Origin of the sequence: Variovorax gossypii, assembly GCF_003965815.1 — a bacterium.
In the GTDB taxonomy this organism is placed as follows: Bacteria; Pseudomonadota; Gammaproteobacteria; order Burkholderiales; family Burkholderiaceae_C; genus Variovorax; species Variovorax gossypii.
Genome location: NZ_RXOE01000010.1, coordinates 1 through 16,839 on the forward strand (window position 1 = coordinate 1; position 16,839 = coordinate 16,839).

Sequence of the window (16,839 nt, forward strand, 5' to 3'; positions counted from 1 at the left end):
CCGGGAAGAAAAACGAAGAAGGGCCTTCATCTCACCCCTCCTCCGCAAACCCAAGAAACAAAGCATCGAACTGCTCATCCCGAGGCAACCCGGTACTCAACATCCGAACCCCATGCTCCGCAGCAGGATCACTCAGCCAAAGCGAGGCCCCCGCCAGAGGCAAGTCCAGCGACTCGACAGAACTCTCAGGCACACCAGAAGAAGCGCCTTCAACAAACAGCCGATGCAGAACAGCATCGAACCGCAAGGCATCCAGATCCCCATCAAGCCCTTCCAACGCAGCCTGCGTCGCATGAGCCCACCACCGCAACGCAGCAGCCAGCGCCTCCCCCTGCAGCTGCCCAGGCGCCGAAGCATCGAGCTCGATCGCAAGAGCAAACGGAAAGTACCGCCCCACCCCATCCACCGAGGGCATCAACACCCCGATCCAGGCCTGGTCGCCAGCCACCTGCCGACCGAGCGCAAAGCACCAGATGGGCGCTTCCAGATACCGCTCGGTCCAGTCCGCCCGGTCCCGCAGCCGCGACATACCCCGCTGCAGCCACTGATCCCACACCGCGCGGAACGGCTCAGGCAGCCGCCGATGCGCGAAGTCCCCCATGCCCGGCAGCTTGCCGAACCACCCCGGCAGCGCAGTCGATGCAAACAGCAGTGGAGAAGAAGGAGAAGAAGAGGAAGCCTCGCTCACAACCCCTCCGGACATGAGAACTCGCGCAACTCGCGCAAGCGGATCGGATGCTGCACGCTGTTGGTGGTCACCTCGAATCGCGTCTTGCGCGCGCCGATCTGGAAGGTGATGAAGAACTTCTCGGGCGCGTCGCCTGCCTCGAGCTGGCCGTCGTCGAGCGCGCGGAACAGGGCCCATGGACCGTCCACGGCGGCGCCGGAGCTGCCGGTGGTCGAGGGGGGGCTGACCTGGATGCGCACCTGGTTGCTGCCCTTCGGCCCCGGCCACTGCACGGCCATGGGCACGACCGGACCGTGCGCGTATTTCACGAGCTGGCCGTCGACGTCGAGGATGAACTGCGTGATGCCCGCGTCCATCTCCACCGGCTTGAAGTCCAGCCGCATCGAGGGGCCCCGGCCGCCGCCGCGGAAGAAGATCTCCTTGATGCGTGCCGCGCGTTCGAACTGCGCGATTGCCTGCGTGGTGATGGCGCCGCGCTCGGCCACGGGCTTGTAGCGCCACGGGCGCGTGCTGGTGTCGACGATGGAGGCAAGGCGCTTCTGGAAGAAGTCGTCCATCAGGCCGCCGGGGCCGAACATCTGGCCGAAGTCCTCGGGCAGCACGTCGCGCTTGCTGCTCTGCACGAAGGGGTAGCGGCCGGCGATGGCGCGCGCGCAGAACTCGGTCACGGGGCGCAGGTCCTGGCTGAGGTTGCCGCGCTCGGCTACCTGGGCCTGCGCGGCGCCGGCCTGGCTCAGGTTCTCGACCATGGAGCGCACCGGCTCGGGCAGCCGGCCGGCGTCGGACTTGAGCTTGCCGGCCACGTCGCCGGGCGGCGGCGAGGTGCGGCCTTTCACTGCCGTGTCGACGGCGTTGAGGTACACGTACACCTCGTTGAAGAGCTTCAGCGCGTCGTCGATGGGCGCGGGCTGGTTCGGGCCACCGGCGGTGACGAGGCGGCGCAGCGCCTCGAAGCGGTCGTCCACGATGCTCTCGATGCGCTTGCCTGGCGCCACCTGGCGGCCGGGGTCGCTGCCGAACAGGTCTTCCAGGCCCTTGCGGGTGTTGCGCACGGTCTCGGTGGCCTTGCTGACCACGTCCTTGTTGGCGTCGGCGGCGGGTATCAGCGTGGTCTGCTTGACCACGGCGCGCAGGAAGTTGGCGAGCGGCGAATCGACGCCCGAGAGGATGCGCGCGGTCTCGATGTTCTTCTCCAGGCCGTTCACGCGGATCAGGCGCACGTCGGCGAGCAGCGCCTCCCACTGCTTGACGTACTCCTCCAGGTAGAGACGGCGCACGCGGTCGGTCAGCGCGCCGAGCGCGGCCACATCGCGCAGGCGGTCGGCGGCGTTGCGGTCCTGGCCCAGCACCCACGGGTCTTCATTCGCGAGCAGGCCGGTGAGCACAGTCACCTCGTTCTGGAAGCGCTTGTGATAGCCGTCGTAGGTGAACATGCCCGGCACGCCATCGGACAGCGGCTTGCCGCTGATGCGCTCGAACACCAGCGGACCCGAGGGGCCTGTGGCGGTCGCCACGCTGAAGGCCGGGATGTCCTTGCTGGCGCGCTGGCGCTTCAGGCGGCTGAACACGCGCTGCTCCAACGGATAGCTCGCGAGCACGGCGCGCACGCTGCGCACCAGGTTCTCGTCCATCTTCAGCGGCGAGCGCGGTGGACCCTGGGCGATGAGCACGTCGAGCTGGTCCTCGAGCTGCTTGCGCTGGTCTTCGGGAATGCCGCGGTCGAGGTTGCGCGCCCAGTCGAGGGTGATCCAGGCCTTCAGCGCCTCGGCGTCGAAGTGCTCGGGCTGGTAGAGCATCAGGTAGCTCTTGAGCGCCTCGTAGGTGAATTCGAGGTTGTCCTTCTGCGCGGTGCGCAGCTGGTCCTCGATGCGCTTGGCGATCTGCGGCAGGAAGGCGTCGTTGAGCGCGCGCTGGTGCGTGAGCATGGCGGCCGCGTCGAGCTTGTCTCCCTGGTAGAGGCCCAGCGTCATCGACAGCGGCTCGTCGCCCTGGCGGTTGTCGGGCGTCTTCCAGATGTCGCGCAGGCTCTGCAGCACGGGCGCGACTTCCACCAGGTTCTGCACGCGCGCCGGCAGCGCCGCGAGGTTCTGCCGGGCGGGCTCGACGCGGGCCTCGACCGACTTCAGGTAGTTCATGTTCTGCAGCGTGCTGTAGCCCCAGGCCGCGAGCAGGCCGACGGTGAGCAGCGTCATCGCCGTCACGCCGATCACGCGCAGCGTGTGGCGGCGGCGCTCCAGCTTCACGTCGGCGCCGGCCAGGCGCTGCTCGGGGAACACCACCTCGCGCAGCAGCGAGGTGAGGAAATAACTGCGCCCGCTGGACTTCTGCGGCGCGAGCATCGCGCGCTCGATGCCGAAGCTGCGCGCGAGGCTGCCCATCACGCGATCGATGGGGCTGCCTTCCTGCGTGCCGCTGGTGAAGTACACGCCGCGCACCCACGGCGGCTGCGCGAAGCGCGAGCCGGTGAACACCTGCTCCAGCAGGTCGGACAGCAGCGGGCCGATGGAACCGAACTGCGCCGGAAAGCCGAAGATGGCCGCGCGGCGATTGCCGTCGGTCTCGCGCTGCATGCGCGCGATGAGGCCGTCGTTCACCCGGTTGTGCAGCAGCGCGAACTCGCGGTTGAAGGCGGTGGAGAGCCCCTTCTCCTCGACCTGCAGGTTCTCGTCGGCCGGCAGCGTGAAGCCGAAGACCTGCGCACGCTGTTCCTTGCCGAGGTCGTCGAAGTAGTCGGTGAAGCCGTAGAGCAGGTCGCTCTTGGTGACGAGCACGTACACCGGCAGCCGCGTGGTGAGCTTGCCGTCGAGCTCCAGCAGGCGCGCGCGGATCGATGCCGCGAGCTGCGTGCGCGCCTCGGGGCCCTGGCTCAGCAGGTCGGCCACGCTGACGGTGAGGAACACGCCGTTCAGCGGCCGGCGCGGACGCACCTTCTTCAGCAGGCCGAGAAAGCCTTCCCACGCGCTCTTGTCTTCCGACTGGTGGCTGTCCTGCGTGGTATAGCGCCCGGCGGTGTCGATGAGCACGGCCTCGTCGGTGAACCACCAGTCGCAGTTGCGCGTGCCGCCCACGCCGCGGATGGCGCCGGGGCCGAACTTCTCGGCCAGCGGAAAGCTCAGGCCCGAGTTGACCAGCGCGGTGGTCTTGCCCGCGCCCGGCGCGCCGATGAACACGTACCAGGGCAGGTCGTAGAGATAGCTGCCACCCGAGATGGAGAGCCAGTCGCGCCAGCCCGGCTTCTTGCCGGCGGCGTGCATGCGCATCTGCTTGAGCGTGGCGACGGCTTCGCTGAAGCGGGTGTCGAGGATCTTCTGCTCGCCGTTGACCGGCGCATCGGCCTTGGCGGCCGGCGCCTTCATGAGGCCGTCGGTCAGGTGCTGGCTCGCGCGGCGGGCGCGCCAGCGGCGGTACAGCGCGCGCAGCACCACGATGAGCACGATGACGCCGATGACGACTGCGCGCGTGGTCTCGCCTTCGAGCGGCGCGAGCGAGCCGATCTTCACCAGCGGGCCGATCCACCAGATCAGCAGCGCGACGACGATGAGCGCCAGCAGCGTGAGCAGCAGCGGGCTGAACAGGAAGCCGAAGATTTTCTTGATCATTTCGTCGCTCCCGTGGCCGGAGCAGCAGCCGGAGCGGCTGCCGGAGCAGTGGCGACGACGCCTTCAGGCCCGGTCAGCAGCACGACCTCGACGCGGCGGTTCTTCGCGCGATTGGCCGGCGTGTCGTTGGGCGCCACCGGCTCGGCGTCGGCCTTGCCGTCGGAACGCATGCGCGCCGGATCGACCAGCGTGGAGAGCGCCCCCTTCACCGCGTCGGCACGCGCGGCCGACAGGTGCCAGTTCGACGGATAGCGCAGCGAGCGGATGGGCTGGTTGTCGGAGTGGCCGGTGATCAGCACCTCGCCCTTCACCTCGGCCAGCGCCTGGCCGATGCGGCGCAGCACCGGCAGCGACTGCGCCATCGGCTCGGCGCTGCCGGAGCCGAAGAAGGAGTCGCCGCGCAGCCGCACCACGCTGCGGTCGGCCTCGTCGGTCACCGTGACCAGGCCCTGCTTCACCTCGGGCTCCAGGAAGCGCGCGAGGCGCGGCGTCTTCGCCGGCAGCGCGGGCGGCGCGATCTGGATGTTGGGCGCGCGCAGGCTGGACACCGCGGCGTACGTGGTGTCGGAGCGGTAGTTGAGCGTGAGCCGCAGGCCGAACCATGCGAGCGCCAGCAGCAGCGCGAAACCGGCCGCGAACACCCACAGCGGCAGCGATTCGCGCAGCCGCACCGTGCCGGCGCCCTGCCCGCGCCAGTGCGGCGAGAGCTCGGCTTCCACCGGCGGACGGTCCTTGGCGATGAGGTCGGCCAGGCGCTGGCGCACCGAGTCGAGTTGCGCGCGGCCGTTGTCGATCACGCGGTAGCGGCCCTCGAAGCCGAGCGCGAGCACGCTGTAGATCAGCTCCAGCAGCTGGCGGTGCGTGGGCACGTCCTGCGCGAGCTTGGCCAGCAGCTGGAAGACTTTTTCGCCGCCCCAGGTCTCGTTGTGGAACTGCACCAGCAGGCTCTGCTTGTTCCATCCGGCCTGCACGCCCCAGGGCGTGTTGGCCACGGCCTCGTCGAGCGCGGTGCACAGCACGTAGCGCGCGGCGAGCACCGACTCGTTGCCGACGCCGGCGCGGCGCGCGCTGGCGTCGAACTGGTTCACCGCATCGGCGGTCGATGCGCGCAGGGCCGGCACGTTGGGCGGCTGCGCGAGGTTGCGCAGCTTGCCGATCAACACCAGCAGCTTGCCGGCGGCGGATACCAGCGGATTGAGCAGGCCCAGCTCGCCGACGTCGGCGGCCGGCGTGGGATCGGCCCCGCCGAAGAAAGGCGCCGGTGCCGGCGCGGGCGGCGTGCCGCCCGGCGTGCGCGGCTTGGGCTTGATGACCGTGCGTTCCGACTCGAAGGCGGCAAAGGGATCGGGAGGTGTGCTCATGATGGCTCCACGCTGACGGCGCCAATTCGTGGAACGCCGCGGAACCGGCTTTGCCGGGCCGCAAGCACCGCCCCCTGGAAGGGGGTTGGCGTAGCGACACGAAGTGCGCGAAGACTGGGGGTCATGCTCGGATTGCCCAGAATTGAAGGTCGAGGCCGGGGAAGTCGCCCGCGATGTGCATCGCGATGCCGCCCGACTGCTCGAGCTGGCGCCACAGGTCGCTGTTGCGCGTCTCGAGCTCGAAATAGTTGGCGCCCGTGTGAAAGGGAATCTGCCTCGGCGCCACCGGCATCGGCGTGAGCGTGACGCCCGGCAGCGCGAGGTTGACCAGGTCGCGGATGCGCTCCACCGGACCGATCTTGACCTGCGTGGGAAAGCGCGCGCGCAGCGCCTCGCTGGGCATGCTGGCGTTCACCGCGAGAACGAAGGTGGCCTTGCGCTGCAGCTCCACGTCGGTGACCACCGCCACGCGCACGCCGTGCTTGCGGTCGTGCAGCTCGATGCGGATGGCCGACTGCTCGAACACCATCGAGAGGCTGCGGCGCAGGTCGTCCATGAGCGGACGGAAGCTCATGGCGAGGTCGTCGTGGATGTAGGGGCCGAAGCGCGACACGCGGCGCGAGTCGCGAAAGCTCGCGAGGTCGCCCGCGAGGCCCAGCGCATGTTCGAAGAAATGCTGCGGATGCAGCATGGCGCTCTTGGCGAGGTGCGCGAAGATGGCCTCGTTGCGGTTCACGGCCTGCAGCAGCATGAAGTCGGCGATCTCGGCCACGCCGCCTGTGCCGCCCTGTGTGAGGCGGCCGGCCAGCGCCTCGCCGCGCTGGCGCAGCAGGCCCAGCAGCTCGTCGAGCCAGGCGCGGATGACGGCATGGCCGGCCACGTCGAGCAGCGGCGGCAGCATGGCGCGGTCGAGCTGCACCTGGTTGTCGACACGGCGCTCGACCACGCGGGCCACGCCGATGGTGGTCCAGGCGTCGGTGGCCTCGCTGGCGCGCATCAGCCGCGTGTGGAGCTGGCCCAGCTGCAGCATCGCGGTGCGCTCGCCGGCGGTGTTGGAGTCGGGCACTTCCGACTCGAGCACGCGGTGGCGCACCAGCTCTTCATATTCTTCCGCGTCGGCTTCGCGCGCGCCGGCGCGGCGCAGCGGCAGCGCGAGCACCACGGCCTCGTCGCGCATGGACGATGGAATATCGATGGGCTCGGGCAGCGGGTCGACCGCCGGCATGTCGAAGACGGTGCCGTCGCCGAAGACGCCGACCGCGCGCACCAGCGCCAGCTTGCCCAGCGTGAGCGCGGCGGGGTCGATCTCCAGTTCGGCGAAGCCCCACGCATAGGGAGTGGTGGAACGCAGCAGCACGTGCCGCGCGTGATCGGCATGACGCTCGCTCTGCTGCAGGTGCTGAGGCTGCAACAGCATCCCCTCGCTCCAGACCACTTTTGTTCGCCAACTCATCCGCACTCCGTCAACGGCAAGGGTGCCTGAAAGAAACACGAAGTTTCCGGCCCGGTGGACGGGAGGCAAATCCGCCTTAAGGCCTAGCTAATGGCCTAGGCGCGGGGATTTGGAGCTACGGCGAAGGGAGTAGAAAGGAGCGCGAAAGAAGCGCGAAGGGAGCGGCAGGCCCGGCTCAGCGGGCGGCGGCGGCGCGCAGCGTCTCGACCTGCTCCGCGTAGGTCTTCTCGATGCGCTGCAGGCGCTGCTCGCGCGCGGCCTCGTTGACCCACGATGCGGCCATGGCGCGCTGCCTGCCGAGCTGGTGCTCCAGCCGCGCCTGCGGCAGCAGCGCGCTGTCGTCGGCCGCGACGTAGCCGTAGGCCGCGCGCAGGCTCTTGAGCACTTCGCGCTCGGCGTCGCCGCGCGCACCCTTGGCCTTGCCGTAGCCGGTCAGGAAGTTCTGCAGCCGCGCCTGGAACTCGGGCGGGAAGTCGCGCCGCACCACCATCGGTGCGCCGGGCGGTGGCTCCGACTCCCACACCACCTGCAGCCGCTCGGCCTCCACCGGAAACTGCTGGCGGAAGCGCTCGAAGTCGGTGGTGTTGTTGGTGGCCACGTCGGCGTCGCCGTTGGCCACGGCCAGCGCGGTGGCCTGGTGGGTGCCCACGATCTCGCTGCGGAAGCGGGTTTCCATCTCGATGTTGTGCGGCAGGAAGAGCTGGCTCTGCGGCACGATGAAGCCGGTGACGGAGCGGCTGTCGCCGCGCGCGAGCCGCCACTTCTCGGGCTGGGCGAGCAGGCCCTCGAGCGTGTTGAGCGGCCCGGCCTTGCGCACCAGCAGCACGGCGCGGTGCTCGGGCACGCTGGGGTGGCGCGCGATCTGCGCCAGCACCTTCATGCGCCGCTGCATCACGGCGTCGAGCGCCATCTTGGCCGAGAGAAAGGCCATGTCGATCTCGTCGCGGCCGATGGCGCGGTCGAGTTCCTCGTAGGTCGGCACCGAATACATGCTGACCGGCATGCCGAGGGCACGGCCCATGTCGGTCATGAGCGGGGTCCACAGCGCGCGCGATTCGACCGTGCCGCCCAGCGGCAGCACGCCGAAGCGGATCATCCGCACGGCGGGCGGCGGCGCGGCCTTCTCGCCCGGCGCGGCGGCGGTGCCGTGCTGCACCTGCCCCATGGCCGGCGGACCGGCGAAGGCGGCAAGGACGACAAGCGAGGCGAACACCCCGGCGGCCGCGCGCCGCAGCTTCCCGAGCGGCGTCGTCGAGGTCACGGCGACACGTCCTTCAGCACTGCGACCTGGTCCGCGTAGTTGCTCTCGATGCGCTGCAGGCGGGCCTCGCGGGCGGCGTCGTTCACCCATTGCGCGGTCATGGCGTTCTGCTTCGCGAGCTGGTAGGCCAGCTTGGCCGCCGGCTGCAGCGAACTGTTGTCGGCGGCCACGAAGCCGGCCAGGTCGTGCAGCGACTTCAGCACCAGGCGCTCGGCGTCGCCGCGCGGTCCCTTGGCGCGGCCGTAGCCGACCAGGAAAGCCTGCACGCGCTTGCGCAGTTCGGGCGAGTATTCGCGTCGCACCACGATCTGCGCGTGCGGTATCAGGTCCGACTCCCACAGCACCTGCAGCCGCTCGGTCTCGGCCGGAAAGCGCGTCTTGAAGCGTTCGAAGTCGGCGGTGTTGTTGGTGGCCACATCGGCCTCGTTGTTGGCCACGGCCAGCGCGTTGGCCTGGTGCGTGCCCACGATCTCGCTGCGGAAGCGCGTCTCCATCGCGATGTGGTTCGGCAGGAAGAGCTGCAGCTGCGGCACGATGAAGCCCGACACCGACTGCTTCTCGCCGCGCGCCAGCCGCCAGCGATCGGGCTGGTCGAGCAGGTTCTTCAGCGAGTTGAAGGGCGGCGCCTTGCGCGCGAGCAGCAGTGCGCGATAGCCCGGCAGGCCGTCGTGCCGCACCACCTGCGCCACCACCTTCATGCGGCGCTGGGTGACGGCGTCGAGCGCCATCTTTCCGGACAGGAAGGCCATGTCGACCTCGTCGCGCTGGATGGCCTGCTCCAGCGCCTCGTACGAGTTGACCGAGAGCACGCTCACCGGGCGGTTGATGGCGCGGCTGAGCTCGGCCAGCAGCGGGTCCCAGTCGCTGCGCGACTCGAAGGCACCGCCGAGCGGCAGGATGCCAAAGCGCACCGGGCCGTCCAGCGGGCTCACCTGGGCAGGGGCCGCGAGCGGCAATCCGGCCAGCAAGGCGAGCGTCGCCGCACGGAAGAAAGCGGCTGAGAACTCGGCGAATCGGCGCATGGAAGCCTGCATTTCTGGAGCGAAAGACATAGGGCCGGCGCGCATCGGCGGTCTAACATGGGCAGCGCGGACGTCATTAAATATCAATTACAAGCATTTTTTGTGATGTTTTTCCTAGCTTTCCCGCCCTGGAGCGCCCTCATAAGCTCGGCGCCCATGAGTCCGTTGCCCTCATGAACTGGAATTTCCGTGTCATCCGCGGCCTGGCCCGCCTGACCTTCGCCCAGCAGCTGATCCTGCTGGCGATGGTGCCGGCGGCCCTGGCCACGCTGGCGGCGATCGCCGTGCTGACGCGGCAGCATCTGGGCAACCTCACCGAGCTGATGCGGGCCAATGCGCAGACAGTGGCGCTGCAGGTGGCCACCGTGGCGCAGGCGCCGCTGGCGCGCATGGACCGCCGCGCGCTGGCGCGCACCGCCCAGTCGGGCACCTACCAGCCCAACGTGCAGCAGGTGCAGATCTGGACGGAAGACGGCGAGATCGTCGCCAACTCCGAGACCCTCGACCGCGCCCGCGGCGAGGGCCTGCAGGTGGTGGTGCCCATCGTGGGCGACGACGGCCGCCACAACGGCAAGGTGATGGTCGAGATGAGCCTGGCCGCCGTGCAGAACGCGCGGCGCTCGGTGTGGTTCAACGTGGGGCTGGTGCTGGCGATCAGCCTGGTGGGCGTGGGCCTGGCCGGCTGGTGGGCGGCGCGCCGCATCAGCGAGCCGATCCGCGCGCTGGGCAAGGCGGTCGACCGCCTGGGCGCGGGCGAGGACGCGAGCGTGTCCATCGAGGGCACGGCGGAGGTGCGGCACCTGCAGCACGGCTTCAACCAGGCCGCGCGCGCCCTCGCCGAGAGCCACCGGCTGCTGCAGAGCCGCATCAACGAAGCCACCGCCGAGCTGGCCCGCAAGAACCAGCAGCTGGAGGTGGCCAGCCAGGCCAAGACCCGCCTTCTGGCCGCCGCCAGCCACGACCTGCGCCAGCCGCTGCACGCGCTCACGCTGTTCTCCGACGGTCTGGCCAACGGCGAGAGCGACCCGGTGAAGCTGCAGCGCATCGGCCACATCCGCGAATGCGTGGATTCGCTCGACCGGCTGTTCTCCGAACTCCTGAACCTGTCGCAGCTCGACGCGGGCGTGCTGCAGCCGCAGTGGATCGACTTCCCGCTCGACCGGCTGTTCGAGGAGATCAGCCGCAACTTCCGCCCCGTGGCCGAGCAGCAGGGCCTGCGGCTGGTGGTGCGCAAGACCGACGTGTGGGTGCGCTGCGACTACGTGATGCTCTCGCGCATCCTGAACAACCTGGTGTCGAACTCGCTGCGCCACACCATCGAGGGCGGCGTGCTGATCGGCGCGCGGCGGCGCGGCCGGGGCGTGCGCATCGACGTGGTCGACACCGGCGTTGGCATCGCCGCGCATCACCAGGCCCGGGTGTTCGAGGAGTTCTACCAGGTGGAGCCCGCGAGCCGGCAGGCATCGCGCGGCGCGCGCGGCATGGGCCTGGGCCTGGCCACGGTGCAGCGGCTGGCCGAGCTGCTCAACACGCGCGTGGAACTGAGCTCGAAGCTGAACAAGGGCACCTGCGTGCGGGTGCTTGTGCGCTCGGCGCCGGCCGCGCTGCCCGCGCCCGTGGCGCCGGCGGCCATTGCCGCCATCGACGAGGAGGAAGGCCTGGCCAACGTGCGCATCCTCGTGATCGACGACGAGCGCACCATCCTCGAGGGCCTGACGGTGGTGCTCACCAACTGGGGCGCCGAGGTGCTGCCCGCGCAGACCCGCGCCGAGGCGCTGGCCATGGCCGACAGCTGGGAGCGCCCGCCCGACGTGGTCATCAGCGACCTGCTGCTGCAGGGCGGCGACAACGGCCTGGACGTGATCGCCGCGCTGGAGCGCCATCCGCGCGGCATCGGCGCGGGCACTGCCCGCCTGCTCGTGACCGGCGAGACCAAGCCCGACCGCCTGCGCGAAGTGGCCAGCGCCGGCATCACGGTGCTCTACAAGCCCGTGTCGCCGCGCGTGCTGCGCCAGGCGATACAGGCGCAGCGCGCGGCCGCCGCACAGATGACGGGTGCGTAGAACACAGGAGTCTGTCCGTGCGTGAAACACCGCGGAACCGGCTTTGCCGGGCCGCAGGTGTTGCCCCCGGAAGGGGGAAGGCGTGCGCGACACGAAGTACGCGAAGCCTGGGGGAGAGCCGGATATTCCATCGGACATAGGCCGAGCGGCCATTCCCCTCGTGGAATCCGTCACGCGGGCAGGCCACTGCCGACGCTGACATAAGCCCTCCGCCTTATCGCGCTAAGAAGGGGTCGTCCTTACATTGGATCATCGCCCCTCGCTGCGGAAGCAGTCCATGTTTGTTGCCGTGAATCCCGTCCTCCCGCCCTTCTTTCGAAGGCTGTGGCGCGCCGCCCGCACCGTGCTGGCCGCAAGCCTTGCATGCGCCGCGGGCGCGGCTTTCGCGGCGGTCAACCTCACGGTGCTGATGGGCGACGACATGGCGGCTTCCTCCGAGTTCGTGCAGCGGCTGCGCGCGGACCAGGAACCCGGCGGCAAGTTCGAGCTGGTTCGCCTCGGGCCCGGCGGCACCGAGACTCAACCGGCGGCGGAGCAGGCCGCGGACGCCGAACGCGCCGCGAACGCAGGCGTGCGCACGCGCAGCCTGCGCGGAGCTTCCTCTTCGTCTTCTTCCTCCGACGTGCCGCTCACCATGGCCGTCGGCCCCGCCGCCGCGCGCGCCGCCGTCGAGCGGCCGGGACAGGAGCCGCTGGTGCTCGCGATGCTCAGCCGGCTCGAATACGAGACCCTGAAGGCGACCAGTCCGGCGCTCAAGCGCGCCGACCGCCGCGTGGGCGTGCTGCTGCGCGACCCGGCCATGACCGACCAACTCGCGCTGGTCAACGCGGTGCTGCCGCAGAAGCACCGCCTGGGCGTGGTCGCCACGCCCGAGTCGGAACCGCTGGTGCGCGAGCTGCAGCGCGCGGCTCAGGGCGCGAACCCGGCCTGGGACCTGCGCGTGGAATACGCGCCCGACGCCCGGTCGATCGCCTCCGCCCTGCGACTGGTGGTGCCGAACAGCGACGCGCTGCTGGTGCTGCCCGACCTGATCGGCGACAACCAGGCGGCCACGCTCTCGGTGCTGCGCGCCGCCGCCGGCGCCGGCCTGCCGGTGTTCGGCGCCAGCGAGGGGCTGGTGCGGTCGGGCGGACTGGCGGCGGCGGTCTCGACGCCGTCGCAGCTGGCCCAGCAGGCCCGGCAGCTCGGCCAGAAGGTCGCGAGCGCCGGCAACAGCAGCAATGCACCGCTGGTGGAAGCCGCGACGCCCGCCACCGTGCGCGTCAACGCCACCGTGGCACGCGGCCTCGGCCTGCGTCTGCCGGAGGAACGGGAACTGACCGACCGGCTCGCGGCCCCGCGATGAGCAGCGCAGCACCTCCCCACGAACGGGCGGCGCCCACGGCAACGGAGGGCGCGGGCGCGGCACTGCCGCCGCAGTCGCCCCCACCGCCTCCCCCGCCTCCATCGGCCCACACGCTGGTGGTGCGCGGCAACCTGCAGCGCGACCTGTTCCGCCTCGGCGTGGTGCCGTGCGCGGCGGTGGCGCTGGCGCTCACGGGCTGGTTCACGCACAACCGACTGCAGACACTGGAGGCCGCCTTCGACGCCGAGGGCCAGGCCGTGGCGCGGCAGGTGGCCGCCATGTCCGACCTGAGCCTCTACGCGGGCGACGTGCCCGCGCTGCAGAACGTGGCCAACGCAGCGCTGCGCGGCGGGCAGGTGACGCGGGTGGAGATCAGCAACAGCGCGGGCGTGTACGTCACGGCCGGGCCCAAGACCGCCTCGCTCGCGCAGCTGCGCATGTTCACCTCGCCGGTCACGCTGCGCGAGGCATCGCGCGCCAGCGCCTTCGCGCCCGCGGGCTCAACGGCGGCGGGCGACACGCCCATCGGCCTGGTGCAGACCTTTCGCGACACCACCGCCTACACGCGCGAGCGCAGCCGCTCGCTCATCGCGGGCATCGGCATCGCGCTGGTCGCGCTGATCGCGGCCTGGGCCTCGGTGCGGCACATGGCGCGCACGGTGGCGCGGCCGCTTCGGCGCGTGTCGCGCACGGTCGCGGCGCTGGAGGCCGGGCATTTCGAGGTGCGCTGCGACGTGGTGGAAGGCGGCACGCGCGGCACGCACGAGCTCGCCGTGCTCGCGCACGACATCGACCGCCTCGCCGAGCGGCTGCAGCGCAACCGCCAGATCAGCGAGGAGCGCGTGCGCGAGGCCACCGCCGTCGCGCTGCAGCGCATGGCCGAGGCGGAGCAGGCGGCGCTTTCCCGCGCGCGCTTCCTCGCGGCCGCGAGCCACGACCTGCGCCAGCCGCTGCACGCCATGGGCCTGTTCATCGACGGCCTGCTGCCCGGAGCTTCACCCGCGCAGCGCCCGGCGGTGCTGCGGCTGCAGGAAAGCACCGAGTTCATGGGCGTGCTGCTCGACGACCTGCTCGAGATCTCGCGGCTCGACGCGCAGGTGCTGACGCCGGCCATCGCCAAGGTGCCGCTCGCGGAGCTGTTCGACCAGCTCGACGCGCAGCACGCCGCCGCGGCCGTCGAGGCCCGCGTGCGACTGCGCTGGAGCGACCGCGGGCTGGCGGTGCGCAGCGACGCGGCGATGCTGCGGCGCATCGTCGGCAACCTGGTGACCAACGCGCTGCGCCACGCGCCCGAGGGCGGCACCGTGCTGGTGGCGGCCCGGCGCAGCGCATCGGGCGTGCGCATCGAGGTGCGCGACAACGGCGTGGGCATCGCGCCCATCCACCAGGGCCGCATCTTCGAGGAGTTCTACCAGGTGGCGAACACCGAGCGCGACCGGCGCCGCGGCTTCGGGCTGGGGCTGGCCATCTGCGCGCGCATCGCCACGCTGCTGGGCACGCGCATCACGGTGCGCTCGGCGCTTCAGGCGGGCAGCACCTTCGCCTTCACGCTGCCCGCGGCTCGGCTGGCCGACGTGACGCCGCCCCAGCCGCCTGCGCTGGCCCCGGCGCCGCTGGCGGGACTGCGCTGCCTGGTGGTGGACGACGACCCCGCCATCCTCGACGGCAGCCGCGCGCTGCTGGAGCAGTGGGGCTGCCAGGTCGAATGCGTGAGCACCGGCGCCGAGGCCATCGCGCGGCTGGGCACCGGCGACATCCACTACGACGCCGTGCTGTGCGACCTGCAGCTCGCGGGCGACGGCGACGGCGTGGACGTGATCGACGCCGCCAAGCGGCTGCAGCCCGAGGCGCTGGCGGTGCTGGTGTCGGGCGCCACCGGGCCCGAGGTGCTGCAGCGGCTGCGCCATGGCGGCGTGATGCTGCTGACCAAGCCGGTCGCGCCGGCCAAGCTGCGCGCGCTGCTCACCACGCGGCGGCAAATCATGGTCTGACCCCCAGGCTTCGCGCACTTCGTGTCGCTTCGCCATCCCCCTTCCAGGGGGCGATACCTGCGGCCCGGCAAAGCCGGTTCCGCGAAAGCTTGAACTCACCCCCAGGCTTCGCGCACTTCGTGTCGCTTCGCCACCCCCCTTCCAGGGGGCGATACCTGCGGCCCGGCAAAGCCGGTTCCGCGGTATCCCCGGCATTCAGGGTTTCCTGATGCGAAGCACGCCCTCTTCCTCATGCCCGCGAGAACTGCTGGCGGTATGCCGTGGGCGACAGCTTGAAGGCCGAGACGAAGTGCTTGCGCAGCGACACCGCCGAGCCGAAGCCGGCGCCGGTGGCCACGCGCTCCACCGGGTGGTCGGTGGTCTCCAGCAGCCGCTGCGCGAGCGCGAGGCGCTGGTTCTGCATCCACTGGCCGACGGTGGTGCCGGTGGATTCGCGGAAGCGCCGCGTGAAATTGCGCCGGCTCATGAGCGCGCGCCGCGCGAGGTCGTCGAGCTCGTGCGGCGTGTCGAGATGCCGGCCCAGCCATTCGAGCAGCGGCGCGAGGCGGTCGCGCTCGGCGGCGGCGGGCACGGGCTGCTCGATGTACTGCGCCTGGCCGCCCTGCCGGTGCGGCGCCACCACCATGCGCCGCGCGGCGCGGTTGGCCGTCTCGGCGCCATGGCGCACGCGCAGCAGGTGCAGGCAGCAGTCGATGCCCGCGGCCGTGCCGGCGGAGGTGAGCACGCTGCCGTCGTCCACGTAGAGCACCTCGGGCTGCAGCTTCACCTTCGGATACTGCTTCGCGAAGATCGGCGCCAGCTTCCAGTGCGTGGTGGCGGGCCGGCCGTCGAGCAGGCCAGCCTCGGCCAGCACGAATGCGCCGAGGCAGAGCCCCATCACGATGGCGCCGCGCCGGTGGGCGGCCTGCAGCGCGCGGATCAGCTCGGGCGGCGCCGCCGAGCAGTCGTCGCGCCACGAGGGCACGACCACGATCTGCGCGCGGCGGATGGCCTCGAGCCCGTGCGGGACGACGAGCGCGAAGCCGGCGTTGGTGCGCAGCTCTCCCGGCTCGGGCGCGCACACCTTCACGCGGAAGCGCGGCTCGCCGGTCTCGGTGCGGTCCTCGCCGAAGACCATGCAGGGCACGGACAGGTGGAAGGGGCTGATGCCGTCGAAGGCGACGACGGCGACGGTCTCGGCGGTTGGCTGCGGCATGGCCCGATCTTATCGATGAATGGCTTTCGGGCCACTTTCTGGACGTGACGCCGGCGGGAAGAATCCAGTCATCCGAACCACACAAGAGAAGGAGCCCAACATGAGCAACACCACCACGCCGCGCCGCGCACTCGTCGTGATCGACGTGCAGAACGAATACTTCGAAGGCGGCGGCCTGCCGATCGAGTACCCGCCCATCCTGGACACGCTGCCGAACGTGACGAAGGCCATGGACGCAGCCCGCGCCGCCGGCACACCCGTGGTGGTGGTGCGCCACCATGCACCCAAGGGCGCGCCGGTGTTCCAGGCCGACACGCACAACGGCCAGCTGCACCCCGAGATCGCGAAGCGGCCGCACGACCACCTCGTCACCAAGAGCTTTCCGAGCGTGTTCACCGGCACCGACTTCGCCGACTGGATCGCGCGCAACCAGATCGACACGCTGAGCGTGGCCGGCTACATGACGCAGAACTGCGACGCCTCGACCGTGTTCGAGGCCATGCACCGGGGACTGAGCGTGGAGTTCCTGTCGGACGCCAGCGGCGCGCTGCCCTACGAGAACGCGGCGGGCAAGGTCACGGCGGAGGAGATCCACCGCGTCTTCAGCGTGGTGTTCCACAGCAACTTCGCGGCCGTGACCACGACGGATGCATGGATCTCGGCGATGCGCGAAGGCCAGGTCATCCCGAAGGACAACGTGGTGCTGTCCAACCGCCGCGCACGAAAGATTGCGTAACCCCCCAGGCTTCGCGCACTTCGTGTCGCTACGCCCACCCCCCTGCCGGGGGCGATACCTGCGGCCCGGCAAAGCCGGTTCCGCGGTATCCCTGATACGGAGGATCGACGCGACCGCAAAGATCG

General features: G+C 70.5%; 11 protein-coding genes. 4 read left to right on the top strand and 7 right to left on the bottom strand.

Annotated features, from left to right (window positions below):
• Positions 1–31: 31 nt before the first annotated feature.
• The 6 genes from tagF to phnD form a co-directional block, all read right to left on the bottom strand.
• Positions 32–688, bottom strand: a complete 657-nt coding sequence (gene tagF, locus EJP69_RS26365) for a type VI secretion system-associated protein TagF (RefSeq protein WP_170217236.1) — start codon at positions 686–688, stop codon at positions 32–34.
• Positions 685–4,287, bottom strand: a complete 3,603-nt coding sequence (gene tssM, locus EJP69_RS26370; protein ID WP_093204097.1) for a type VI secretion system membrane subunit TssM — start codon at positions 4,285–4,287, stop codon at positions 685–687. The genes tagF and tssM overlap by 4 nt, the downstream gene beginning before the upstream one ends.
• Positions 4,284–5,648: a DotU family type VI secretion system protein gene (locus EJP69_RS26375; RefSeq protein ID WP_126473238.1), complete on the bottom strand. Its 1,365-nt coding sequence runs from the start codon at positions 5,646–5,648 to the stop codon at positions 4,284–4,286. Before EJP69_RS26375 ends, tssM begins: the two co-directional genes overlap by 4 nt.
• A gap of 121 nt (positions 5,649–5,769) precedes the next feature.
• The gene (gene tssK, locus EJP69_RS26380; RefSeq protein WP_126473240.1) at positions 5,770–7,101 is read right to left on the bottom strand and encodes a type VI secretion system baseplate subunit TssK; all 1,332 of its coding nucleotides are present in this window, start codon (positions 7,099–7,101) and stop codon (positions 5,770–5,772) included.
• A gap of 175 nt (positions 7,102–7,276) precedes the next feature.
• Positions 7,277–8,362: a phosphate/phosphite/phosphonate ABC transporter substrate-binding protein gene (locus EJP69_RS26385; RefSeq protein ID WP_240652291.1), complete on the bottom strand. Its 1,086-nt coding sequence runs from the start codon at positions 8,360–8,362 to the stop codon at positions 7,277–7,279.
• Complete coding sequence (gene phnD / locus EJP69_RS26390) at positions 8,359–9,396, bottom strand: phosphate/phosphite/phosphonate ABC transporter substrate-binding protein (RefSeq protein WP_126473497.1); 1,038 nt, start codon at positions 9,394–9,396, stop codon at positions 8,359–8,361. The genes EJP69_RS26385 and phnD overlap by 4 nt, the downstream gene beginning before the upstream one ends.
• A gap of 161 nt (positions 9,397–9,557) precedes the next feature.
• Here phnD and EJP69_RS26395 point away from each other — a divergent pair, with 161 nt between their 5' ends.
• The 3 genes from EJP69_RS26395 to EJP69_RS26410 all read left to right on the top strand — a co-directional run bounded on the left by EJP69_RS26395 (position 9,558) and on the right by EJP69_RS26410 (position 14,783).
• Positions 9,558–11,447 (top strand): ATP-binding response regulator, encoded by a 1,890-nt coding sequence (locus EJP69_RS26395; RefSeq protein WP_093301692.1) that lies wholly within the window; start codon positions 9,558–9,560, stop codon positions 11,445–11,447.
• A gap of 289 nt (positions 11,448–11,736) precedes the next feature.
• Entirely contained in the window at positions 11,737–12,792 is a 1,056-nt protein-coding gene (locus EJP69_RS26405) for an ABC transporter substrate binding protein (RefSeq protein WP_240652292.1), read from the top strand.
• Positions 12,789–14,783, top strand: a complete 1,995-nt coding sequence (locus EJP69_RS26410; protein ID WP_126473246.1) for a hybrid sensor histidine kinase/response regulator — start codon at positions 12,789–12,791, stop codon at positions 14,781–14,783. The genes EJP69_RS26405 and EJP69_RS26410 overlap by 4 nt, the downstream gene beginning before the upstream one ends.
• Before the next feature lie 229 nt (positions 14,784–15,012).
• Here the strand turns inward: EJP69_RS26410 and EJP69_RS26420 are convergent, their stop codons facing one another.
• Positions 15,013–15,978 (bottom strand): GlxA family transcriptional regulator, encoded by a 966-nt coding sequence (locus EJP69_RS26420; protein WP_126473248.1) that lies wholly within the window; start codon positions 15,976–15,978, stop codon positions 15,013–15,015.
• Positions 15,979–16,078: 100 nt separating this feature from the next.
• On the opposite strand from EJP69_RS26420, the gene EJP69_RS26425 reads away from it, so the two are divergent.
• The gene (locus tag EJP69_RS26425; RefSeq protein WP_126473250.1) at positions 16,079–16,714 is read left to right on the top strand and encodes a cysteine hydrolase family protein; all 636 of its coding nucleotides are present in this window, start codon (positions 16,079–16,081) and stop codon (positions 16,712–16,714) included.
• Positions 16,715–16,839: the final 125 nt, after the last annotated feature.